This window comes from Bacillus sp. FSL L8-0099, assembly GCF_038006385.1.
Classification (GTDB): domain Bacteria; phylum Bacillota; class Bacilli; order Bacillales; family Bacillaceae_G; genus Bacillus_A; species Bacillus_A toyonensis.
The window spans coordinates 816,803-839,981 of sequence record NZ_JBBOVC010000001.1 but is presented as its reverse complement, the minus strand read 5'-3'; the positions used below and the strand labels follow the sequence as shown (position 1 = coordinate 839,981).

Below are 23,179 nucleotides of genomic sequence, written 5' to 3'. Positions count from 1 at the left end.
AAAAGGAGAGGAACTATGAAACACAACCTAGAAAAAAGACTTTCCTATCTATACACAGGTGAGTTATTTTCAGTCATTACTTTTATCTTCACAAGTTACTTACTTAATTATGCTTATCCTACATTACATTTATATTCCCTATATTCTTTTTGGGTCTCATTTCTTCTTTTAGAGTTTATCTTATTACAAGGAGTAATTTACTGGTACGTAAAGTGGAAACGACTAAGAAAAGAGAAAACATCTGTTACGCCCATTAGGATGATTCAATATTTAAAAATACTTAAAAAGATAAATATAGCATTAATTATCACGGGATTTATTACGTTTACTATTGATTTTGTAATTTGGTATCCCCACTTACCTTTAGGTGGGCTATCATTCACCCTATTTATTTATATTTTTGCATTACTTGAGTACATTAACTATTACCATACTCAGCTTTCATACGATAACATCTCTGATATGAAACATTTAATCAAATCAAAAAAACTAAAGCAGTCCTGTATAAGTAAAGATTTTCAACGTATTTCATAAAAGAGAAGGTACTACATCCTTAGTAGTACCTTCTTCACAATACAAACTATTATTGAATTACTCCATCCAAGTGATTTTTCAAGTTCAATAAATATTGCTCAATATTCGGATTCTTCACCACATCATAACAAGCAAAGCTCTTTAACGGACTCATGCCAAGAAACTTTTGTACGCGATGTAAGTGACTAAGCGCTGACTCTAAACTTTCTCCTTCAAAAAACTTCGTCTTATCTCCAAATGCTTTTTCAGGTGCATTCCAAGTTGTAGAAAACATATATTGCTTCTCTTTTAGTAAACCACCTGTTCCATATTCATCAGCACCTTTAAAGAACAAACCGTATTCATACACTTCATCCATATATGTTTTAAATAGTCCCGGTACACTAAACCAATAAATTGGTGTTTGATAAATCACAACATCCGCCCATAAAAACTTCTCTTGCTCTTCTTTAATACTATAGCCATCTTGAATCGTTGTTGTTTTCACATGATGATTCTCGCTTAATACCGTTACCATATAATCTACTAACGTTCTATTTAATCGTCCTTCTTTCGTACCGTATTTCTCATGTCCATTTATAATAAAAATATTTTTCATCGCTTTTCTCTCCCCTATATGATCTACTCTTCAGCTATTAAGCCCAGTTGCTGCTTTAGCGTAAGATTATCTTCTAAATGCCAATCTTCCGTTATCATTCCGTCTTTCACATGCAAAATATCAATTGCAAAAAAATTGATTTTTTTATCATTATGCGTTCCTGTAAAAGAAAGACGAGCTGTTACTTTATCACCAACGACTAATAAATCTTCAATCTCGCAGTGTATATTAGGAACGACTTTACGAAAATTTTGCGCCGCAAATTTTAGTCCTTCAGTGCCTTGTGGTCGCCCTTTCGGTAATGTATTATCAAAGAAATTTTCCGTAACAGTCTGCGGAATAAGATTCTCTTTACCTGTATCCCAAAATGCGTAAAAACGCTGCGCTGCATGAACCATTTCTGTCGCTTCCTTTTTACTTAATGAAGAATCAATTGTCATTGCTTTTGGCTTTGGCATTTCTTTTAATAACTGAATTTCAGTTTTTTCTTCCACGCCGCATGCTACAAGTACAATACAAACAACAAACAAACTAAGGAACATAAACAATTTTTTCATACTCATGGAAATCACCTCCTCTTCATCTAAACCCTTTTTATTTCATATTGCTATTGTATATGCACTAACTTCCTTTATGGAAGTAGTGATATTTTTTTCATATAGTTACCAAAAGTATAGTTTTGTGATACTATAAAGCAAATTCATTCAAAAAATTTTTATGGAGGCTAGTTCCATGAACAATATAGATTCAGTTGTATTAACGAAAGGTTTACCTGGCATACCTTGTCCTATCGCTAAAACGCTTGACGTAATCAGTACAAAATGGACGTTTTTAATCATTCGTGACCTTCTTATTGAAGGAACTTTACGTTTTAGTGATTTACAAAAATCAATGGACGGCATTAGCCCAAAAACATTATCGCTTCGCCTAAAAGAATTGGAAGCACAAGGGATTATAACGCGAAAAGTATATCCAGAAGTTCCGCCCCGCGTAGAGTACACTTTAACGGATAAAGGAAAGCAATTAGAGGGGATTTTTATTGAATTAAAGCGGTTTGGATTAAGTTTATAAACGAAAAGCCCCTTACCATACAAATAGTAAGAGGCTTTTCATTATTCACTACATTACTTCGCAAAACTTTCAGCTAGCTGTTTCTCTCTCCACATAAATGTAATGCCGAGACCAACGATTAAAACAACTCCTGAAAATGCATATGGATAATGAATATTCATATCAAATAATATTCCGCCCATAGCAGGTCCTGCGATATTTCCTAAACTCGTATACGTTGAGTTCATACCAGCAACAAATCCTTGCTCTTTTCCAGCTGCTTTTGATAAAAACGTCGTTAAAGCCGGACGAAGTAAATCAAATGCTAAGAAAATGAAGCAAGTAACGAGAAGTACAATCCAATAATTAAAGACTACAGTGGATACAAACGCTAACACTGCACCTACAATTAAACATATTTGAATTAACACTTTTTCACCAAACATGTCAACTAATTTTCCAAACATAAATACTTGCACAACTACCCCAAAGATTGAACTAATTGTAATAATTGCAGCAATATCTTTCGGCGTGAAACCAAATTTATGATCAGAAAACAGACTAAACACAGTTTCATATGCTGATAATCCAAATGCGAGTACAAATACGATAATAAATGCGATTGCATACATTGGATGTAATGATTTCTTTAAATCGCCAATAAAGCTTGATTCTTTCGTATTAGAAGAAATTTCTGCTAGCTCTTCTTTCGTTAACGGTTCTTTTAAAATAAAGATAGAGATTACACATGCTATAAAGGCAATCACTGCTGCCACAAAGAACGGCACACGTATTCCGTATTCTGCAATAAACCCGCCGATTCCAGGCCCTATAATAAATCCAGTGCTAATAGCTGCTGAAAGATAACCCATCGCCTTTGGTCGTTCCTGAATCGATGTAATATCCGCAACATATGCTGTAACTCCTGGCATAATAAACGCAGCACTAATTCCGCCTAACACCCTCGCTACATAAAGCATCCACACATCTTTTCCTAATCCAAAAAGAAGCTCTGAAACACCAAAAATAAATAATCCAATGATTATCATTTTCTTCCTACCGTAAAGATCGACCCAACGACCTGTAATTGGTGAAGTTATGAGCTGAGCCATTGCAAACACTGCAACGAGATAGCCCATCGTCTTTCCTGTTAAATTCATATCATTCATAAAGGACGGCATAACCGGAATGATTAACCCAATCCCTAAAAAAGCGATAAATATATTGCTTAAAAGAATGACCAATACCATCTTTTGTTCTTTTATCGGTTTCTTCACTTTTTAACACCTCTTCCCGCAAGTTCCTCTCAAAAAATAATGCCCAAGAAGCTTTTTCTTTATCCTACTATTTTGGGGCTAATAATGAGTGGAGATACCCCACTCATTAAAGTTTCACTTTATCTTTCCACACATACATAAATACAGGGTGAATGACTATCATTCAGTTTTTCGTAGAAATGAACCTACCTTCTTAAGATAGGTTCACCTAACTGTTTTGTCCCCATTAATGCGGGCTAATAATCAGCAGGGAATGCCCTACCAACTAAAGTTTCCCTTTATTTCTTTATATGTAGTGCATGTATTAAAAAATCTAGTACTTCTGCCTTTTGAAGCTCCACTTGCTCATCATCTTTATGATCGTATAAATAAACTTGTTCCGCTGCTGATTCAACAAGAGCGATAAATAACTTGGCTGTTCGCTCTGCGTGAACCGAGTCACGAATTTCACCAGCTTCTTTTGCCTCGCTTAAAAATTCGCTTAGCCACATATAAAGAGGCTCATACACAGCTTCCCATTCTTTTATATGTTCAGTAGATGCAAGGCCCGCATACATTAATGCTTGTATTTCACGATATTCAGCTATAAAGTTAAATACTGCATCTATTACTTGCTCAACTTTACTTGAAAAAGATGCATCGTTCTGTACTTTTTCTTTCACTGCAAGTATCATCTTCTCAACCATCACTTCTGCTATTGCAGGCATAACAGATAGCTTAGAAGGAAAATATAAATAGAAAGTTCCTTGTGCAATGCCAGCCAATTTCACGATATCAGAAATCTTCGTTTTTTCAACGCCCTTTTCCTGAAACACTTCAATAGCTGCATAGACAATTTTTTCTTTTTTATTCATCATCTAAACCCTTTCACACTCATATTGAATGACTGTCACTCATTTTATAAAATAACTAGCTGTACTGTCAATCATCATGTACTTTCATAATAAAAATCTCCCAACAGATCGTTAGGAGATTTAGCTTTACTATCCTTTTCTTATGAAAGGGCCTTTAATCCCGTAACTCCACATACGATAAGAGCTACGCTAATCAAACGTGCCTTACTTTTTGATTCACCAAACAGAAACATATTTAATAAAACTGCGCCTGCTGTTCCAATACCAATCCAAACCGCATAAGCCACACTTACTTGTAAGAACAAGAAAGAAGTGTATAAGAATGCGAAGGACGTTGCAAATCCACCTATATAAATCGCTCCATTTGCTAACGTCTTATCTTTACTATACATTTTAAGTCCTATCACACCGACTATTTCACTAATTGCGGCACAAAATACGAAAAACCAACCCATTTTTAAGCAGCTCCTTTCACAATTTCTTCCGCGGTTTCTTCTTTATTATCAGCCAGTTTTAAACCGATAACACCCGCTACGACCATCACGATAAAGAATAGTTTCCCTACACTGAAACTGCCGCCGAAAAGGAATACATCCATTAGGAAAGTACCTACCGTACCAGCTCCGGCAAACACAGCATATACAGTCCCTGTTGCAAGATGTTCGCACGCTTTAGAAAGAAAATGAAAATCAACAGCAATAACTCCTACAATAACAACCCAATGCCACCAAGTATGGGCTGTATTAAAACCGAACACCCAAAATATTTCAAAGATACATGTTAATATCACATATAACCAAGCTTTATTTTTCATATCTCTCACCTTCTATTATTATATGACTGACCGTCAGTCATTTTTAATTTAAAAAATATAATCTCACGCAAACTACTATTTTAAAAAAAACAATATCAGCCTCATTTATCCTTATATTTGTTCAGTTATTAAAAATTACTTATCTACACCCTTTCATAATAAATGACTGAATGTCATTCATAAATTATTTTACACGAATAATTTATAAAATGTCAATACCAACATTCCATAAACAATTTAACTACTTGTAATACTTTACATTTTTAGAAACCGTAAATTGCTTAACTTGATGGCAACAATGTCTCTTCCTCCATCAATCAACTTAATAAAAATCGGTACTCATTATTGTTAAAAATGTTATTCTTTCTTTATTAATAGGGGGCTAGCGTAAAAAAGACACCCTCACAGGTGTCCTTTTCATTATGGAAATCTCTTAAAATACATTTCTATTTAAAAACCTTTTGTTACATCATAATACCGTTATGTTTGAACGTATACCATTTTCCATTAATTAAATGTTTTCCAACTGCCATGTCACCGCTAGACTGTAAATAATACCAATTTTTATTTTCTTGTAACCAACCTGTTTTCATTGGGCCATCTTCAAAGTAATACCATTTCCCTTTATTGCTAAACCAACCTTGTTCACTTGCACCAGATTGATCATTAAAGTAATACCATCCTTCTTCTAGCTGTTTCCATCCTGTTAGCATTGAGCCATCTTCATTAAAGTACCAAACCGTACCGCCTTCAGCTAGTTTCCCTTTTCGCATAGCACCAGTGTCATCAAAAACATAACGCTTTCCGTTTTCTTCTAACCAGCCTTCGTTCCAGTTATTTTCTGTGCTTTTCATTGATCCATCTGTATTTAAGTAATACCATACGTTATTATTTTTTAACCAGCCTGTTTGCATGACACCAGATGCATCAAAATAATACCATTTCCCTTTCACTTGTGCCCAACCTGTTGCCATAGCGCCATCTGCATTATAGTAAAACCATTTCCCTGTATAAGGCCCACTTTTAATCTCTTGCCAACCTGTAACCATAGTTCCATCTGCATTAAAAGTGTATGTTTTTCCTCCTATAGTCCTACGGCCATCAGACATGTAACCATCTTTGTCAAAGTGATACCATGAACCATTGATTTTTTTCCAATCTTTAGCCATAGAGCCATCTTCGTTAAAATAATGCCAAACTCGAACTTTCTTCCATCCTATTTGCATTGAACCATCTTCATTAAAATAATATGTTTTTCCTTGAATATTTTTCATATATGTAGCCATCATGCCTGTTTCATCAAAGTGATACCATTTTCCATTAATATTTTTCCAACCTATAGCCAAAGAACCATCTTCATTATAGTACAACCAGTATCCCGTCCCTTGAAACCAACCACGTTTTTCTTGAACTTGCTCAATTGTATCCGCTTTCTTTTGAGAAACTACATTTTCTTCTGCATGAGACACTGCTGGTATGATAAACATTGAAGACATTAAAATCGGCAAAATAACTTTCTTCATTTTCCAAATCCCCCAATTAATGAATATTTTTAGTTTTTATTTCCACAAACAGAATTGTATTACGTTAGTTAAATATAGTCAACAGTTTTTGTAATGTAATTGTAATATTTTTTATATATTAGAAACATATGAGTTTTTAATGTAATTATAATTACATAATCGTTATAATTAATCATCCATTTTTTCAAGTAATTCATTCGTTCCAAATATCAAAAAGATAAAAAGTATGGATTTCATAGTAGTCAAAACTTTGAGCGTATACATGAACTTTTTAATACTGTTATAATTTTAGTTAACACAATAGTCTTTGAAATTTTTAATCTAGTTTAATAAAATCAATATTCCGTCAATAATATTGATAATACGATACTTTCTCCACTCCCCCTTGGAGAGATCCCTTGAATGGAGCAGTTAGCTTTTGCTAGCTGCTCTTTTTATTTGTCCGCACACTATGATGAAATACTCATAGATCAAATCCATTTTTCATCACGTAACAGGAAACAGCGTATTTTTTAATCTATGTATTTTTCAACGAGTCTTTGTATGCAATGATTTTATTTTCAAGCATCTTCTCTGTAACTTCTAAGTTTTCTCTTTGAATCTGAATAGATTTCCTATGATCTTCTAGGAGCTGCAAACGAGCTTCAGTTGTATGCTCCCCTTCTAAATATAATCTAGCGTATTCTCTTATTTTCGCTATTGGCATTTGCGTTTGTTTTAACTTCATTACAAACTGCAACCACTTTATATGTGATTCTTCATACAGTCGATTTCCATTTGTATCGCGATTTGCAATTAGTATGTTCTCTTTTTCATAATAACGTAATGTATGTGTGCTCACTCCTAATAATGTAGCTACCTCGCTAATTGTGTACATACTCATACTCCCTCCGCATGCCATTTGCCCTCATATATTTTGCGTTCTTATCAAATTTATAAAAAACATTTGACTTAGAGTATACTCTAACAAATACAATCTAACCATAAATGAATTTGAACTTAGGGGGATTTTATATGAAATATACTGTTATTACTGGTGCTAGTTCTGGAATTGGCTATGAATCGGCTTTAGCCTTTGCATCTCGTGGAAAAAATATAATACTTGTAGCTCGAAGAAAAGAAGAATTAGATGGATTAAAATTGAAAATTAACGAAATGTATCCGGAGTTAGATGTTGTCATTCGAAGAACTGATTTATCCGTCACGGAAAATGTTTATAAACTTTATGAAAGTCTCCAAAGTTTCCAGATTGAAACGTGGATTAACAACGCAGGTTTTGGTAATTTTGCCTCAATTGCTGAACAAAATTTAAATAAAATAGAAACGATGTTGCATGTAAATATAGAAGCACTAACAATACTCTCTTCCCTTTTCGTTCGAGATTATTCAATGATTGATGGAACACAGCTTATTAACGTTTCATCAGGCGGTGGATATACGATTGTCGCTAATGCTGTTACGTATTGCGCTACGAAATTCTATGTAAGTGCATTTACAGAAGGATTATCTCACGAACTGAAAGAACAAGGTGCAAAATTACAAGCAAAAGTTTTAGCTCCTGGTGCAACTGAAACAGAGTTCGCGAAACGATCATTTGATGTTGATGAATTCCAATACGATAATGTTGTACCAAAATTCCACACTGCAAAACAAATGGCACAATTTATGCTCGACCTTTATGATAGTGATAAAGTTATAGGGCTTGTCGATGGTTCTACTTATAACTATGAGCTTAAAAATCCCATTTTTAATTTTGCAGTAAGAAAAACAAATTCAAATTCTTAACAACATCTCATTTCTGCCTAAAATATAGATACCCACTATTTCTTAAATAATAGTGGGCTTTTTTCTCTCTAAACATTTCACCCAACATACCTAATCATCGCCACTTCATCGCAATAATCAACTTTTGGACAATGCCTGCAATCAATCCACACTTTCTCTGGCAACACTTCCTTATTCACAAAATCAAACCCGCACTTTTGAAAAAATTCCGTTTCATATGTTAAAGAAATTACCCTGTTCACTTTTATCTTTGCTGCCTCATTCATAACATGATTCACTAACATACGCCCTATCCCTTTCCCTGCATATGTATGCGAAACTACTAAAGATCGTACTTCTGCAAGATCCTCTCCTAACACATGTAAGCCAGCAACTCCAACGACTTCCTCTCCTTCTTTCATAACATATAAACATTGCAAATATTGATAGAGAGACAAAAGAGAACGCGGTAAAACAACCCCCTCTTTTGCATAAACTTCAATGAGACTATAAATTTCTTTCACATCACTCGTAACCGCATTACAGATTTTCATATTATATCCCCTTGCCCCAATATTAATATTTATAAACTTAAATGAATTTTGATACATAATTTTATATAATAATACATCTCTCTTTTCTCCTCGTCAATCACTTTATACAAACAAAAAACCAAGCAATCTAATCGATGCTCGGTTCCTCATTTCGTATCGGCAATACCGTCGAATATTTAATTTCACGCAGTGCTAAACTTGTCTGTATCCGTGTAATACCAAGCTTGTTCAACTTTCTAATAAACTGCTCCAGTTCTTTACGATCACGATTTGCAACTTTTAATAAATAATCATATTCCCCTGTTAAACAATGACATTCTAACACTTCAGGCATCGATTCTAATTCTCGTTCTAGCACTTCAAGCTTTTCATACTGATGAATATTTGTGCTCATAAAAATGAAGCATAGTAAATCAAAACCGAGCTTTTCTTGATTTAAAATTGCTACTTGCTTATCAATAAAACCTTCTCCATCTAACCTTTTTATTCTTGCATGCATCGCAGCTGGAGATAAATTAACACGGCGTGCAAGTTCTGCATTACTTACTTGTGATTCTTTCTGCAATATATCTAAAATTTGTACATCCAAATCATCTAACACTTTAATAACAGATGACTCCATTATAATTCCCCCTTTTTTCTTACCGATGATTATTCGAAAAAACATCCCTTAATTCAAACGAAACTGAATATTATTCTTTAAGATACAAACGAAACGAAATGTTTTATTGATTTTTAACCATTATACAAAATAATATATTACACAATAAAGAAAAATGCTAAAATTATTTACAATTCGTATTGATTATAACAAAGGGGATTTTAATATGCCTTATTTTTATGTCTTTTTACTATTATTAACGAGCTTATTATGGGGAGGGAATTTTGTCGTTGGGAAATCTCTCGTCGATCATGCCTCGCCGATGACACTGACGAGTTTAAGATGGATCATTGCGATCGTTTGTTTATTACCTATGGTATGGTTTAAAGAAAAGAAAATCCTGCCACCGCGCGCTGCGATACTACCTTTAATACTGATGGGGATTTCAGGAGTCGCTCTCTTTAACATCTTTCAATTTTTAGCATTAGAAAAAACATCCGCAACGAATGTGGGTCTCATCTCTACATTGAATGCAATTTCAATTGCACTATTTTCGGTATTATTTCTAAAAGAAAAAGTAAATACACTTCAAATATTATCCATGACCCTTTCATTCTTCGGGGTTATCCTCGTTCTATTAAAAGGTGATTTCTCACTTTTATTTTCACTACATTTTAATAGCGGAGATTTATGGATGATTGCGGCAGTTTGTATTTGGGGGATATATTCTGTGTGCAGTAAATGGGCAACAAAAACAACCACACCACTAATGGCGACGTTATATTCTGGTATTTTCGGCATTATTTTATTATTGCCATTTAACATCGGGAACTTCACTGTTTCAAATATAAATACATCATTCATTACATCGCTTTTATATACAGGAATCATTTCAACAGTACTTTGTATGGTATTTTGGAACATTGGTGTACAAAAATTAGGAGCTACAACATCGGGAATTTTTCTAAACTTCAATCCGATTTTCACAGCTATTTTAGCATTCCTTTTCCTAGGAGAAGAATTAACATGGATACAAATTTTAGGTACAATTGTCGTCGTGACAGGATGTTATTTATTTTCTCATTTCAAAACAGTTGCCGTTCAGCCAACTAGAGCTTTACTGCGCAAACATTCTTAATCAAAAAAACATCGCCACCAAAGTGGCGATGTTTTTATTTACCTTTCATTTCTTTCACATACTTCTTTTCTTCTTCTGGCGATAAACGTTCTGTTGCCTTTCCAGTATCACCACCTTGAATTTCCCACAAAAAGTTATGCTCCTCAACCGTTTGTGAAAAATCCCCTTTCTCCCAGCGCTCCAAAGTAGCAAGTAACTTTGATTTATTTTTAAAATTTGTACTGCTTTCTACCGCTTCCTTCGCACTACGAATTTCCTTATTTGTCATTTCAATAAATCCCCATTTTTCAGAGGATTTCACTTTTTGATGTACCATCCTATGCATGGTAGAAATAATTTCATCTTCACTAGCTTGTTGCTTCTCTTCCTTTGCTTTCTTCCCTTGTTGCCCCGTTACATTTTGTGCTTTCAGACTCTTCTCCTCTTCTTCTATATAATTAAGAAGTTTCGTAACACCGAATACAGCTCCTATTGCAATTACAATCATTGTAATTGTCCCTATAATCCATTTTTTCATATTATGTATTCCCCATTCCCCTAATAATCACATAAACAAATGGAATCGCCTGCGCACAGCCGATTCCATTTGTTTCCTTATTATATTTTAAACCTTCATCGCTTCTCGTACAATAAAACTATCCACATATTGCTTAAATTTTATAATTTTCCCATTTTCAAGCTGCCATATATGAACAAATTCTGCTTCAAACAATTTTCCCGTTTCTTTATAAACTCCTGAATAAACACCTTCAGCAATAATTACATCTTTTCCGTTTACTTCATGATACATATTTACACTCGCTTTATAATCATCCCATTCTGATCCTAAACGACTAAATACATTTTCCATTATATCCTCTGTACCTATATACGTTCCGCCGTACGGGAAACCTTTTGCCTCTGTCCATTCTATTTTTTCAGAGAGGGATTCTGCTAAATGTTTTGCATTCGAAGAAGCTGATCCTTCATACGTACTTTGAATAATTTCTAAATTTGATTTAAGCATAGTAATTCCTCCCTCGTTTATTTATTCTTTACACGAGTCGTAACTATTGTAGTTACAACTTGTGTAAAAAAATATGCTAATTCATTTCATTCTTAACTTAGTTATTGTAACTATTATAGTTACAATAACTCTTTAAGTCAACAATTTATAAATAAAATTTACTTCGTTTTCATTACTTTCTCTTTTAAGAAACGATCTACATATCCTTCTGCTTTTACAACGAATAAATACGCACCCATTGATAATAATGCAAGATCTAATTCATATCCTGGATTCTTGCCATCTCCTAATAATCCTGCTGCTCCATTTACCTTTACGATAGCTCCAGCTAAAATAAGAGCGAATAACAATCCTACATATCGAACACCTAAACCGATAATTAATAATATACCACCAACTAATTCAACTGTCGCTATACCATACGCAAGGCCACCTGGTAAACCGATACTTGTAAACCATCCTGCTACGTTATCTATACCTGATTGAAACTTTGCTAAACCGTGTGCAAAGAACGTAACTCCTAACACGATACGAATAATTAAATTCCCAATATATTGATTCATTTTGAACTCTCCTTTTTTGTTTTGTTATGGTGAACATTTATTCACAAGACAAAACAATACGGTATTTCGTTTCATTCGTCAAATGCTTTTTTTAAAGAAAACAAAAAACATTATCCGTTTTACGAATAATGTCTTTTATAAAATAGCGCTAATTCAAGCTTTTACTCAATCGCACAGAAAAAGTTGAAACTTTTTTCCAGCACCAATATAAGGCAATAACAGCACGTCCTCTTCCACAACCATTCCGACAACATTCACCTTCTCATCTGTAGGCAAATCATTTATAACAACTTGCATCTCGCCGGCATATCTACCGTACAATTCATTATCAATTGTAATACTGCCTTTCTTTCTTGCGATTGCCTGCATCGGCTGTAAAATCACTTTATTTCCTTCCCTTGATTCTACTGAGCGAATGACATCACGTGCTGAGTCTAATCTATTTGTATGCACTTGCTCTACTACTTTTAATACTTCATTTTCATTTATAAATGACTCATATCGCAGCGGAATAATCCCTCTACTCGCGCTCGCAATTTCTTGTACACTTTCTAAACTAGCACTTATATCTCCAATCAACACTTTATCGACATCACAATCTTGAACAAGCTCTAAAAACGCTTCAAGCGGGCGCATATTGCGGTGCTTTTCTAACGTTGGTAACCCTTCATATAACGGGCCACGTTTATCCTCATCTCCCGGAATAAATGCCAACGTTTTTATTCCACACGCATGTAAATATTGATTTTGCTTTTTTAAGAAGGACCTTGCTAGTCCTGTTTCTGGACGCGGATAAAAATTATGCCACGCTTCTACATTCTCTACCCGTATATTTTCCGCAAGTAACTCTTCCCAGAGAGATTCTGTAATCGTACTCGCATTTAAAGCTACTTTCATCTTATGAGATACACGCGCAATTTCCTTCGGCGCAATGCCAAAGCCCAATAACACTTCCACATTTTCATACGTTATTCCTAAATGATTTAACGACTTTGGAGATATATCCACCATTAATTCCATTTCATTTTCGAGAGCCTGTTTCCCTAATGTTTGAATTAACTCTTTATACGTATCTGGATCATCTTCCGGAATATGAAGTGATGTAAAAATAGATGAAAATCCGTTTTCCTTCGCTATTTTTAGCCACTCTTTTTGTTTGTCTGCTTGCCCTTTTGAAAGATAAATTGAAACTCCTATCATATGAATCTCCCTTTCTATGAATAGAAAAAGAGAAAGGAATCCCTTTCTCTATATGTTTTCTGCCATTTCTTCTTTAAATCCGAAGAAGTACGTGAAGATAAATCCGAAAGTATATGCAATGACTAAACCTAAGAAATATAGTAAATATTTATTATCAGCAATTAACGGGATTAAAGATAATCCTGATACGCCAATTCCGAGTGAAGCCGTTTTCATAACTGCTTGGAATGCACCACCGACAGCCGCTCCTAAACAAGCAGTGATAAAAGGTTTTCCAAGTGGTAATGTAACCCCGTATAATAACGGCTCACCAATCCCTAAAAACCCAACTGGCAATCCACCTTTAATTACGTTACGAAGTCGTTTATTTTTTGTTTTTACATAAATTGCAATCGCTGCGCCCACTTGACCAGCACCAGCCATTGCGAGTACTGGTAATAAAGGTGTTACGTGCGTTTGATTAATAAATTCCATATGAATCGGTGTTAAACCGTGGTGTAATCCGACCATAACGAGTGGTAAAAACGTTCCGGCTAGCACTGCTCCAGCAAATGCCCCACCAACATTTAAAATTGCGTTAATACCGCTCGTAATACCATCAGATAAAAATCCCGCTGCTGGCTGAATCGCTAACATCGTTACTATACTTACAGCTAATACAGTAATAAGCGGTGTTACAATAATATCTACTGCATTCGGCACTGCTTTTCGTACTCTTCTCTCAACTACTACCATAAGCCACGCTGCAAAAATAACTGCAAACAATCCGCCCCGCCCAGGTACCATTGCCTCACCAAATAATTTCACATTTGCCATCGCCGGATTGAAAATTAAAATACCCGCAATCGCCCCAAGAACTGGTGTCCCGCCAAATTCTTTCGCTGTATTCCAACCGACTAAAATCCCTAAAAATGTAAAGATACCGCCGCCAATAAGTAGTAACATTTGTAGCCATGTAGCATTCGGATCAGCACCGGCGTTTTTCGCAAAGTTAGCAACTCCGTTTATAATCCCTGATGCAACAAGACCAGGTATTAACGGAATAAAAATGTTACCTATTTTTCGTAAAAAGTTCTTCACTGGTGTATTATTTTTCTTCTTCATCTCTGATTTAATCTCTTGACCAATATCTTCAAGATGATGATCTGCAACCTCACCAATTCGTAATCCTGTTAAAACTTCCATTGCAGCTGCTACTTTATTTACAGTTCCTGGACCAACAACAACTTGAAGTGTTTCATCTTCAATGACGCCCATAACGCCTTCAACCTTTTTCAAAAGATCCATATTCACTTTACTTTCATCATGAAGCGTTAACCTCAGTCTCGTCATACAATGAGCAATGCCACGAATATTTTTTATTCCCCCAAGTTGCTCTGAAATTTCTTTGGCCATTCTCTCTTCTTTCTTCATAATAGAATCCCCCTCCCTATTCTTATCGTTTCACTTTATAATGCTTTCTTCACAAAGCCTTTCGCTTCTTTTAGTTTTTCTAGTGCTTCCCCATACTCACACTGTAGTAATACCATAACGATAGCAACTTTCACGTTACGATTTGCTTTTTCGTAATACTTTGCCGCTACTTCATAACTAACTCCTGTTGCTTCCACAATAATTCGTTTTGATCGTTCTACTAACTTTTCATTCGTAGATTGAACATCTACCATTAAGTTTTTATATACTTTTCCTACACCAATCATTGACGCTGTTGAAATCATATTAAGCACTAATTTTTGCGCTGTACCAGCCTTCAAACGTGTTGAGCCTGTTAATATTTCTGCACCTGTCTCCACTTCTACATTGAGTTTTGCATACTTACTTATTTCAGCATTTTTATTACAAGAAATACTCGCCGTATTTGCTCCCACACTATGTGCGTATTTCAATCCGCCAATTACGTAAGGGGTTCTACCACTTGCGGCAATACCAATCACTGTATCCTTCTCGTTTAAGCCAATACTTTTCAAATCTTCTTCTGCTAATTCTTCGCGATCTTCGGCACCTTCCACCGCCTTAGTAAACGCTTTCAATCCACCTGCTATAAATCCTTGCACCATTTTATCATCTGTTCCAAATGTTGGTGGGCATTCAACCGCATCTAGAATACCTAAACGACCACTCGTACCAGCCCCAATATAAATTAATCGGCCCTCTTCTTCAAAAGATTTAATAACAGTCTGTACGACCTTTTCAATGTGTTCTATCTCTTTTTCAACTGCTAACGCAACAGTTCGATCTTCTTCATTCATACTTTGTAACACTTCTTTTATACTCATCTCATCTAGATTCGTCGTTTTCTCATTACGGTGTTCTGTCGATAAATTTTCTAACATATTGCCACCCTCTTCGAAATTATATTTCACACTTTTATTATAACTTTAAGAAACTAAAAATCAATAACTCTTTCTTATTTTATGAAATAAAATTTCACAACATGACATATTTGTGTCAAAGTTAATAAAAAAAGATGAGTCCCCTCATCTTTTCTTCTACTTTAACTTCCGTAACCGCAAAGCCTCTTCTCGCGTCTCCATAAATTGATCCAGCACTTTATTGCCAATTCGATTAAAAGTAATCACATATAAAGCATCAATCATATTCAGTTGCGTCATTCTCGAAGCAATACTCGCAATACGATGATCTTGCTCTACATCCGGCATACAAAGGCGAATGTCCGCTTCTTTATATAAAGGTGATGATTGGTCAAGTTTCGTAATTCCGATAACAGTTGCACCTTGTCTCTTTGCATATTGCGCCATTTCAAGCACATCTTTCGTTCGCCCAGATGTTGAAATCGCCACAAATATATCGCCTTCTTTTAAATTCGTCACAAGCGGCAACATCATATGAAAATCAGATAGCATCATCGCTGTAAATCCGAGCCGTGTAAATTTATACGCCCCATCCATCGCCGGTGTCGCTGACCCACCTACGCCGTAAAATAAAATCTTATCCGCATTTACAATACGATCTGCAGCTTTCTCAAGTTCCTTCTTATCTATCGCCGTAACACTTGCCTCAATTGCAGCTTTATTCACATACGTAACTTTATTAAACAAATCATACGGTCCATCTTCCTTATTCATCACTGAAAAATCGTTAATATTATAATCAGCAATCGTTAATTCACGAACGAGCGCTATCTTAAATGCTTTAAAGCTTCCAATACCGATTGTTTTACAAAAACGTACAACACTCGCCTCACTCGATCCCGCATTTGTAGACACTTCTTTTGTCGTTAAATTTGGAACAATCTCTGCGTTCTCCATTATGTACATGGCAACCTTCTTTTCAGCTGGTGAAAATTGATCCATATTATTTTCAATTTTAAATAGTAATGTTGAAGCTTTCACTATTTAACCTCCACTTCTTACGGTTGCGTATATTCTCTAATATCATTTGTATCATATAGATAAAAACCATCATTACCAGGTGGATGGTGAACAATTACAGTTCAATCCCCTTTTTTATATGACGTTATTTCACCTTCAGATCTCTGTTTTTCCCATCCATGTATCCAAATTGCAAAGTCAGGTACAAAAGCATTGTACTTATAGTCTTTCGGTTTTTCATCTTCTACATAGGAAGAAAAAATAGAAACTGGAAAATATTTCACTTTTGATTCTTTCCATGCGGTAAATGGTATACATAGTGCAATAAGTATGATTACGCCTATAACCTTCCCCTTCGTAATCTTCACACATCCCTCTCCTCGTCCACATCATATACATAGATTTTACCATAATTACAAACCACTCATGCTACATGCCCATTGCTTTTTGAAATAAAAAAAGCTTACCTACGTTAGATAAGCTCTTTCCCTCTATACAAAATACTTCTTTAAAAGTGGCGGTGTAATAATCGTCGTCAATATAACAACAATCACAATCGCTGTGAAATTTTCTTTCGCTAATAAATTCGCCGTCAGTCCGTTTGCTGCGATAATCAGCGCTACTTCTCCGCGTGACACCATCCCTGCACCAATACTAATAGAAGATTGGAGGTTGAATCCTGTCAGTCTTGCTCCTAAACCTGATCCGATTAACTTTGTGAAAATCGCAACGAGCGTCATAATGATAATGAACCAAAGCTGACTCCCGATTCCTTGAAATGTAATTTCCATTCCGATACTTACGAAGAACACTGGTACAAATATCGCATAAGCAATCGGTTCAATTTTATGTTCCACTTCATGCTTATACTCCGTTTGAGAAATGGCAATTCCTGCTGCAAATGCTCCAATAATACCTGCAATTCCCATCATTTCACTGTAATACGAAAAAGAGAAACAAATAATAAGAGCTGCGCTAATTAAAGCTTCTGTTACGCGAAGCGGCACAAGCATTTTCATAATCCAAGGAACGACTTTCCATGCGATAAAAACAATACTTACAAAGAAAACGATTTTCTTTACAATGACAAGTGTTATATTCACATCTTGCGTTCCTAAAAAGCTCATAACAAACGCTAATAAAATAACGACAATTACATCATCAAATACAGCAGCACCTAAAATCGTTGTACTTTCTCTCGTATTCATCTTCCCTAAATCTCTTAGCGTTTGCACTGTAATACTAACCGATGTTGCACAAAGTAATAATCCTAAAAAAATGGCATGAGATTGCATTAATCCAAACAACAGTCCTGTCACATATCCACCGATGAAGGGAAAAATAATTCCACCAGCCGCTACTGCAAACGACGATTTCAAATTCCGATTTAACTCTTCTAAATCTGTTTCAAGTCCCGCCATAAACATAAGTAGCAAAACACCAATTTCACTAAGCTCATCAATAAGTTCTGAACTATTAATAATACCTAGCACCGCAGGACCGATAATAATACCAACAAGTAATTTACCAAGTACAGAAGGCTGACCGAATCTAACGCTAATATCACCAGCTAATTTCGTACAAAGTAAAATGACGACAAGTTCAAAATAAAATAACATAGCATCTTCTCCTACTATATAAAATAAATCTATTTGTTAACCCGCATCCATTTCCGCACATAGTTTCCCCTATTCATCCGCATTTTATTTGTTAAAGTTTTATTTGACAAAATATTCTGAATTATAATAAAGTTAATCCAGAAACTTAAAAAAACTACATACCATAACTGTACCTCCATTTACTTACGTACTCTTTTCTAATGGGCTCATACTATATTCGCAGTTATGGAAATGAAAAACGGGGGGAGAGTCCAAAATGAAGTCATTATTACGAAAAAAAGCGCTCAGTACTGAATCACCAAAGCAACTAGATAGAACATTAACTGCACTCGATTTAACGTTTTTAGGAATCGGCGCCGTAATTGGGACAGGAATCTTTGTATTAACGGGGATTGTTGCAGCAAAACATTCTGGTCCTGGTATTATGCTATCATTTCTTATCGCTGCATTTACTTGTGCTTGTGTAGCCTTTTGTTATGCTGAATTTGCTTCTTCTATACCTGTCTCAGGAAGTGTGTATACTTACGCATATATGACAGTCGGAGAAGTCGTCGCCTTCATCGTCGGATGGTGTTTAATGCTCGAATATTTACTTGCCGTTGCAGCTGTAGCTGTTGGGTGGTCTGGTTATTTACAATCTTTACTACAAGGATTTAACATACACCTTCCCGCCATAATCGCCTCGGCCCCCGGTGTTGGAAAAGGTGGTATCATCGATTTACCAGCTGTCTGTATTTTACTTCTTATTACTGGCCTTTTAAGTTTTGGTATACGTGAAAGTGCACGCATTAATAATATTATGGTTCTTATTAAACTAGCTGTTATCATTGCCTTTATCGTTGCAGGCGCAAAATATGTAAAGCCTGAAAATTGGACACCGTTCATTCCATTCGGATACGACGGTATTATTACTGGAGCTGCCACTGTATTCTTCGCCTTTTTAGGGTTTGATGCAATCGCAACCGCTGCAGAAGAAACGAAAAAACCACAGCGTGATTTACCAATTGGCATTATCGGTTCCCTTCTTATTTGTACTGTTTTATACATGATTGTATCTTTCGTTTTAACAGGCATGGTTCCTTATACACAATTAGATGTTTCTGATCCAGTTGCATTTGCATTGCATTTCGTTGGTGAAGATACAATTGCAGGATTACTCGCTGTTGGTGCGATGACTGGAATGACAACCGTTCTCTTAGTCGTTATGTATGGACAAGTTCGTGTTTCATATGCGATGAGCCGCGACGGTTTACTTCCAAAAGCGTTAGCACGCGTAAATAAAAAAGTGAAGATCCCTTTATTAAATACGTGGATTACTGGCGTTGTTGCTGCTTTATTAGCAGGACTTTTAGACCTACATTTACTCGCGAATTTAGTAAACATCGGTACGTTAACAGCCTTCACATTCGTTTGCTGTGCTGTACTTATTTTACGAAAAACACATCCTGACTTAAAACGCGGATTCCGTACTCCTTTCGTACCTGTACTACCAGTTGTCGCAATCCTTTGCTGTTTATATTTAATGATCAATTTGTCTAAAACGACATGGATTAGCTTTGCAGTTTGGCTTATAGTCGGCTTATGCTTCTATTTCTTCTACTCTAGAAAGCATAGTCATTTAGCTACTGAAAAAACAAATGATGAGACGAAAGAAGCATAATAAAATAGCTCGCCGATGAAACGGCGAGCTATTTTCCTGTTTTATTATGTTTTCTCGTTAACGATTGTAAAATGATGAATATGCCGATGTAAGCTGTAAGCGATGCCCAATTCCCTATTGGTGTAGCGTATTTAAAAACTCCAATACTTACAAGCAATAAGAAAATAATCATCTGATATATAAGCTTCCACTTTTGCATAGCTTCCCTCTTTACTTCGCCTCCTTCTTTTTCTTCCACGCATTTACACTATCAAAGAAGAAATTAATAAATAACGTGCCTAAACCCGCTAATAAGAAAGTCATTAAAAATAGAATCCATATACTTTTATCTTTTAATAAATAATATCCTACAAGGAGCACAACCGCGATCCATACATATTCAAGAATTCTTTTTAGCTTTTTCTGTTCCAAATTATTCGCTCCCTCTTTCTATACTACTTTTAGTATAACAAAAAAGAAGCCTATCATGATAAGCTTCTTTTTCTTCTCTCTTATTTGTTCATGCTTTTTTCAACGAGTGAAATCGCATGCTCTATCGTACGATTCATCGTTTCTACCTGTTCGTCTTTCACTTTCGCATCTTTTAATACAGCTTCTGCAACTGTAATTTTTTGTTGTAATGATTTCACTGAACCGTCCGTTACATTCGCAGCTTGCGCTTTCTGTACTACAACTTTTGCAGATTCAATATTGATTTTTAATTTTTCTTTCGGTGTTTTTGGTTGCTCTTCTGCTACTTTAGATTGTACAAAGGTTACATTAGCTGTTTTTAATTCGTTATACGTTTGAATAATTTGTTCCCCAGTACTTCCGATATTTTCAAACGCTTGCTTTGCAGTGTTATAGCTTTTCTCTAGTTCTTGAAATGCTTCCTTTGAGTATTGACCTGGCTTATCACCAAATTCATATGTACCAGCTAACACTGCTTTTACTTTTCCTAGCTCTTCATATAACGCGTTTACTTGCTCTAACTTCGTACGATTAAAAAACTCATTGTACGCTGCTAATACTTCTGAAGAACTTAATGCTTTACTATATAATTTTGCTAGCGCAATTTGACCATTTAACGGAATGCCACCATTTCCATTGCTATCTGGATCAGCTCCAAATGCAAACGGTACGTTCGGGTGATACACTTTTCCTTGAGCTGGTTGGCTATTTATTTTTTTACCATCTACATAAATTGCTATTTCACTTCCGTTATACGTTCCTGTTAAATGATATGTTTTGTTCGCTTCTAACTGAACGCCAACACGTTTATAACTACCACCAATATGAGCCCACAATTCAACATTTCCACTTCCTGTAGACTCAAAACCAATTCCACCACTCTCTGTATTTTGCAAAATACCTTGTCCACGAATTTCATTCATTGAAAATACAGTTTCTAACGTAAATGCATTTGCTACTTTTTCTTTTTGGGCTGCTGAAAACGGCAGATACCCAAATGTATTTGCTTTCCCGTTTAACTTCATAACATTCTTTTTCAAAGCTTTATCATATTCAATAGTCACATTGCCCTTCACATCACCTTTTGTAACAAATGGTGAATTGTCTTTAAATGTACCATCTGCAAAGTTCACATCGAAAACATCAGCCTTTGGCACTTTTACATTCGGATCGATATTATCTTTTTTCGTAGTAATTTCTGCCGTTAACGGCTGCACACTTTCATTGCCAAACGAATCAATCGCAACTACTTCAAGTGTATATGTTTTCCCGCCATCTAATCCAGCAAGCGTAAACGTAAGGTCTTTCGGCACTGGGTCACGGTAAAACTCTGAGAATGCTAATAACTTATTTTTAATCTCACCTGTTTGTTTATCCTTCGCTTGTACACGATAAGAATGAACAAGAAGGTTGTCCAATGCTTGCGGGAATGTTACTGTTGCTGCGTTTTCTGTTACATTTGATACAGCAAGCTTTGCATCCTTAGCGAAGTATGGCTTTTCTTTATCACGATTTTCTACATGTGTAAATGTTTCTTTCTTTGCTGGCAATTTAATTTTCCAAGGCTCACCCGTCCAAGCATTCGTATGGAAATCACGACGGTTAATCGTTACTTCTTCATCATCTACTTCTACTAATAAACCTTGGCTTAACGTACTAGCTCCTGGCGGGATATTTCCTTGTACTTTACCGCCTTCAACTTCCATATAACTTACAGAAGATGTACCAACAGACGTAAAGTCTTTTTGATGAATTGATCTTGGATCATCTAACGGATAATGAGAATGACCTGAAAACGTAATGACTTGTGGGTATTCTTTTAATACTGCATTAATTTTCGTACTATCTTTCGTTCCCCACTCTTGGCTACCGTATACTGTATCTTTAATATGCTGATGTAAAAATACGAAAATCGGCTTTTCTGGATCATCCTTTTGCGCTTTTGCCATTTCTTCTTTTAACCAGTTAATTTGCTTGTCTGAATAATATCCATGAGTTGTCCCATCTTCCGGAGACATAACAAGGAAGTGATACCCTTTCACCACTTTATGATAATAAATCGATTCCATTCCTGTTTTTTCTAAGAAACGCTTCTGCGCTCCCTCTACAGATAAGCCGTTCCAATAATCATGATTACCGAGAGAATTCATTCGTACCGCATCTTTATTTGCATTTTCATTATACACTTGCATGAAGCGATCATATTGTTGTACCGATCCTGAATCAGTAAAATCTCCTACAATTACAAATGCATCTTGTTTTGGAGCAAGTGTATTAAACTGTTCAATCGCTCTTTTCCAGCGAAACGTATCATCCGTTCCACTGTTTTTAATATGTACATCACTTACAACTGGAAAAACTAACTTCTTCTCACTCTGCATCTTTTCTTGTTTCTTCTCTTCCGCTTTGACTGATGTACTCCATGGAAATGATACAAACGCCAATACAAAAATCATTAATAATCCAATAAGACCTTTTACTTTTCTTAAAGCAATTCTGTCCACGTGAATCCTCCTCATAATAATTGATTCATTACAAGGGCTATTTTATCTAAAGCATATTAATGTCGTTTAAATCACAAATGAATTTTATTAGATTTTTGTAAATATACAGTTAATTATAAATTAAGTCCCACATTCCTC

General features: G+C 35.4%; 26 protein-coding genes and 1 pseudogene. 5 read left to right on the top strand and 22 right to left on the bottom strand.

Going from position 1 to position 23,179, the window contains the following annotated elements; translation table 11 throughout:
- Positions 1–15: 15 nt before the first annotated feature.
- The gene (locus MHH42_RS04340) at positions 16–534 is read left to right on the top strand and encodes a general stress protein (protein WP_097895469.1); all 519 of its coding nucleotides are present in this window, start codon (positions 16–18) and stop codon (positions 532–534) included.
- 49 nt (positions 535–583) lie between these two features.
- Here MHH42_RS04340 and MHH42_RS04335 read toward each other — a convergent pair whose 3' ends face one another.
- Together MHH42_RS04335 and MHH42_RS04330 are read right to left on the bottom strand one after the other, a co-directional pair.
- Complete coding sequence (locus MHH42_RS04335; RefSeq protein WP_000789204.1) at positions 584–1,132, bottom strand: NAD(P)H-dependent oxidoreductase; 549 nt, start codon at positions 1,130–1,132, stop codon at positions 584–586.
- A gap of 23 nt (positions 1,133–1,155) precedes the next feature.
- Positions 1,156–1,695, bottom strand: a complete 540-nt coding sequence (locus tag MHH42_RS04330; RefSeq protein WP_016107890.1) for an ester cyclase — start codon at positions 1,693–1,695, stop codon at positions 1,156–1,158.
- Positions 1,696–1,864: 169 nt separating this feature from the next.
- On the opposite strand from MHH42_RS04330, the gene MHH42_RS04325 reads away from it, so the two are divergent.
- A complete protein-coding gene (locus tag MHH42_RS04325) occupies positions 1,865–2,203 on the top strand; it encodes a winged helix-turn-helix transcriptional regulator (RefSeq protein ID WP_001059478.1) in 339 nt (112 codons plus the stop codon).
- Positions 2,204–2,256: 53 nt separating this feature from the next.
- Here the strand turns inward: MHH42_RS04325 and MHH42_RS04320 are convergent, their stop codons facing one another.
- From MHH42_RS04320 to MHH42_RS04295, 6 genes are all read right to left on the bottom strand, one after another.
- The gene (locus tag MHH42_RS04320; RefSeq protein WP_070172768.1) at positions 2,257–3,459 is read right to left on the bottom strand and encodes an MFS transporter; all 1,203 of its coding nucleotides are present in this window, start codon (positions 3,457–3,459) and stop codon (positions 2,257–2,259) included.
- Between the two features lie 278 nt (positions 3,460–3,737).
- Positions 3,738–4,316 carry a TetR family transcriptional regulator gene (locus tag MHH42_RS04315; protein WP_002038002.1) on the bottom strand — a complete coding sequence of 193 codons (579 nt, stop codon included), beginning with the start codon at positions 4,314–4,316 and terminating at the stop codon, positions 3,738–3,740.
- A 137-nt stretch (positions 4,317–4,453) separates the two neighbouring features.
- The gene (locus tag MHH42_RS04310; protein WP_000539672.1) at positions 4,454–4,768 is read right to left on the bottom strand and encodes a DMT family transporter; all 315 of its coding nucleotides are present in this window, start codon (positions 4,766–4,768) and stop codon (positions 4,454–4,456) included.
- Positions 4,769–4,770: 2 nt separating this feature from the next.
- A complete protein-coding gene (locus MHH42_RS04305; RefSeq protein WP_000790623.1) occupies positions 4,771–5,127 on the bottom strand; it encodes a DMT family transporter in 357 nt (118 codons plus the stop codon).
- Positions 5,128–5,591: 464 nt separating this feature from the next.
- Positions 5,592–6,650 (bottom strand): glucan-binding protein, encoded by a 1,059-nt coding sequence (locus tag MHH42_RS04300; RefSeq protein ID WP_000755815.1) that lies wholly within the window; start codon positions 6,648–6,650, stop codon positions 5,592–5,594.
- A 517-nt stretch (positions 6,651–7,167) separates the two neighbouring features.
- Entirely contained in the window at positions 7,168–7,527 is a 360-nt protein-coding gene (locus MHH42_RS04295) for a MerR family transcriptional regulator (protein WP_000288079.1), read from the bottom strand.
- Between the two features lie 137 nt (positions 7,528–7,664).
- Here MHH42_RS04295 and MHH42_RS04290 point away from each other — a divergent pair, with 137 nt between their 5' ends.
- Positions 7,665–8,435, top strand: a complete 771-nt coding sequence (locus MHH42_RS04290) for an SDR family NAD(P)-dependent oxidoreductase (protein ID WP_070172767.1) — start codon at positions 7,665–7,667, stop codon at positions 8,433–8,435.
- 77 nt (positions 8,436–8,512) lie between these two features.
- On the opposite strand, the gene MHH42_RS04285 is transcribed toward MHH42_RS04290, so the two are convergent.
- Entirely contained in the window at positions 8,513–8,968 is a 456-nt protein-coding gene (locus MHH42_RS04285) for an N-acetyltransferase (RefSeq protein ID WP_000686679.1), read from the bottom strand.
- 127 nt (positions 8,969–9,095) lie between these two features.
- A complete protein-coding gene (locus MHH42_RS04280) occupies positions 9,096–9,590 on the bottom strand; it encodes an Lrp/AsnC family transcriptional regulator (RefSeq protein WP_000446110.1) in 495 nt (164 codons plus the stop codon).
- Positions 9,591–9,795: 205 nt separating this feature from the next.
- On the opposite strand from MHH42_RS04280, the gene MHH42_RS04275 reads away from it, so the two are divergent.
- Entirely contained in the window at positions 9,796–10,707 is a 912-nt protein-coding gene (locus MHH42_RS04275) for a DMT family transporter (protein WP_001146259.1), read from the top strand.
- Positions 10,708–10,741: 34 nt separating this feature from the next.
- On the opposite strand, the gene MHH42_RS04270 is transcribed toward MHH42_RS04275, so the two are convergent.
- The 9 genes and pseudogenes from MHH42_RS04270 to MHH42_RS04230 form a co-directional block, all read right to left on the bottom strand.
- Positions 10,742–11,224 (bottom strand): PRK06770 family protein, encoded by a 483-nt coding sequence (locus MHH42_RS04270; RefSeq protein ID WP_000758760.1) that lies wholly within the window; start codon positions 11,222–11,224, stop codon positions 10,742–10,744.
- A gap of 87 nt (positions 11,225–11,311) precedes the next feature.
- Positions 11,312–11,713: a nuclear transport factor 2 family protein gene (locus MHH42_RS04265; RefSeq protein WP_000920284.1), complete on the bottom strand. Its 402-nt coding sequence runs from the start codon at positions 11,711–11,713 to the stop codon at positions 11,312–11,314.
- A gap of 158 nt (positions 11,714–11,871) precedes the next feature.
- Positions 11,872–12,276 carry a DoxX family protein gene (locus MHH42_RS04260; RefSeq protein WP_001077742.1) on the bottom strand — a complete coding sequence of 135 codons (405 nt, stop codon included), beginning with the start codon at positions 12,274–12,276 and terminating at the stop codon, positions 11,872–11,874.
- 165 nt (positions 12,277–12,441) lie between these two features.
- Positions 12,442–13,476 carry a DUF871 domain-containing protein gene (locus tag MHH42_RS04255; RefSeq protein ID WP_340892928.1) on the bottom strand — a complete coding sequence of 345 codons (1,035 nt, stop codon included), beginning with the start codon at positions 13,474–13,476 and terminating at the stop codon, positions 12,442–12,444.
- Positions 13,477–13,524: 48 nt separating this feature from the next.
- The gene (locus MHH42_RS04250) at positions 13,525–14,889 is read right to left on the bottom strand and encodes a PTS transporter subunit EIIC (RefSeq protein ID WP_070172765.1); all 1,365 of its coding nucleotides are present in this window, start codon (positions 14,887–14,889) and stop codon (positions 13,525–13,527) included.
- 35 nt (positions 14,890–14,924) lie between these two features.
- Complete coding sequence (gene murQ / locus MHH42_RS04245) at positions 14,925–15,809, bottom strand: N-acetylmuramic acid 6-phosphate etherase (protein WP_070172764.1); 885 nt, start codon at positions 15,807–15,809, stop codon at positions 14,925–14,927.
- A gap of 156 nt (positions 15,810–15,965) precedes the next feature.
- A complete protein-coding gene (locus MHH42_RS04240) occupies positions 15,966–16,829 on the bottom strand; it encodes a MurR/RpiR family transcriptional regulator (protein WP_000648150.1) in 864 nt (287 codons plus the stop codon).
- 17 nt (positions 16,830–16,846) lie between these two features.
- A pseudogene (locus tag MHH42_RS04235) lies at positions 16,847–17,176 on the bottom strand (outer surface protein).
- A gap of 123 nt (positions 17,177–17,299) precedes the next feature.
- On the bottom strand, positions 17,300–18,427 hold the full coding sequence (locus tag MHH42_RS04230; RefSeq protein WP_340892927.1) for a cation:proton antiporter: 1,128 nt from the start codon (positions 18,425–18,427) through the stop codon (positions 17,300–17,302).
- Positions 18,428–18,683: 256 nt separating this feature from the next.
- Between MHH42_RS04230 and MHH42_RS04225 the strand changes: the two genes are divergently transcribed.
- Positions 18,684–20,087, top strand: a complete 1,404-nt coding sequence (locus tag MHH42_RS04225; RefSeq protein WP_000838706.1) for an amino acid permease — start codon at positions 18,684–18,686, stop codon at positions 20,085–20,087.
- Between the two features lie 28 nt (positions 20,088–20,115).
- Here the strand turns inward: MHH42_RS04225 and MHH42_RS04220 are convergent, their stop codons facing one another.
- From MHH42_RS04220 to MHH42_RS04210, 3 genes are all read right to left on the bottom strand, one after another.
- Positions 20,116–20,286 carry an RpiR family transcriptional regulator gene (locus MHH42_RS04220; protein ID WP_340892926.1) on the bottom strand — a complete coding sequence of 57 codons (171 nt, stop codon included), beginning with the start codon at positions 20,284–20,286 and terminating at the stop codon, positions 20,116–20,118.
- Between the two features lie 11 nt (positions 20,287–20,297).
- Positions 20,298–20,498: a hypothetical protein gene (locus MHH42_RS04215; RefSeq protein ID WP_070172763.1), complete on the bottom strand. Its 201-nt coding sequence runs from the start codon at positions 20,496–20,498 to the stop codon at positions 20,298–20,300.
- 80 nt (positions 20,499–20,578) lie between these two features.
- On the bottom strand, positions 20,579–23,041 hold the full coding sequence (locus tag MHH42_RS04210) for a LamG-like jellyroll fold domain-containing protein (RefSeq protein ID WP_070172762.1): 2,463 nt from the start codon (positions 23,039–23,041) through the stop codon (positions 20,579–20,581).
- Between the last annotated feature and the right edge of the window lie 138 nt (positions 23,042–23,179).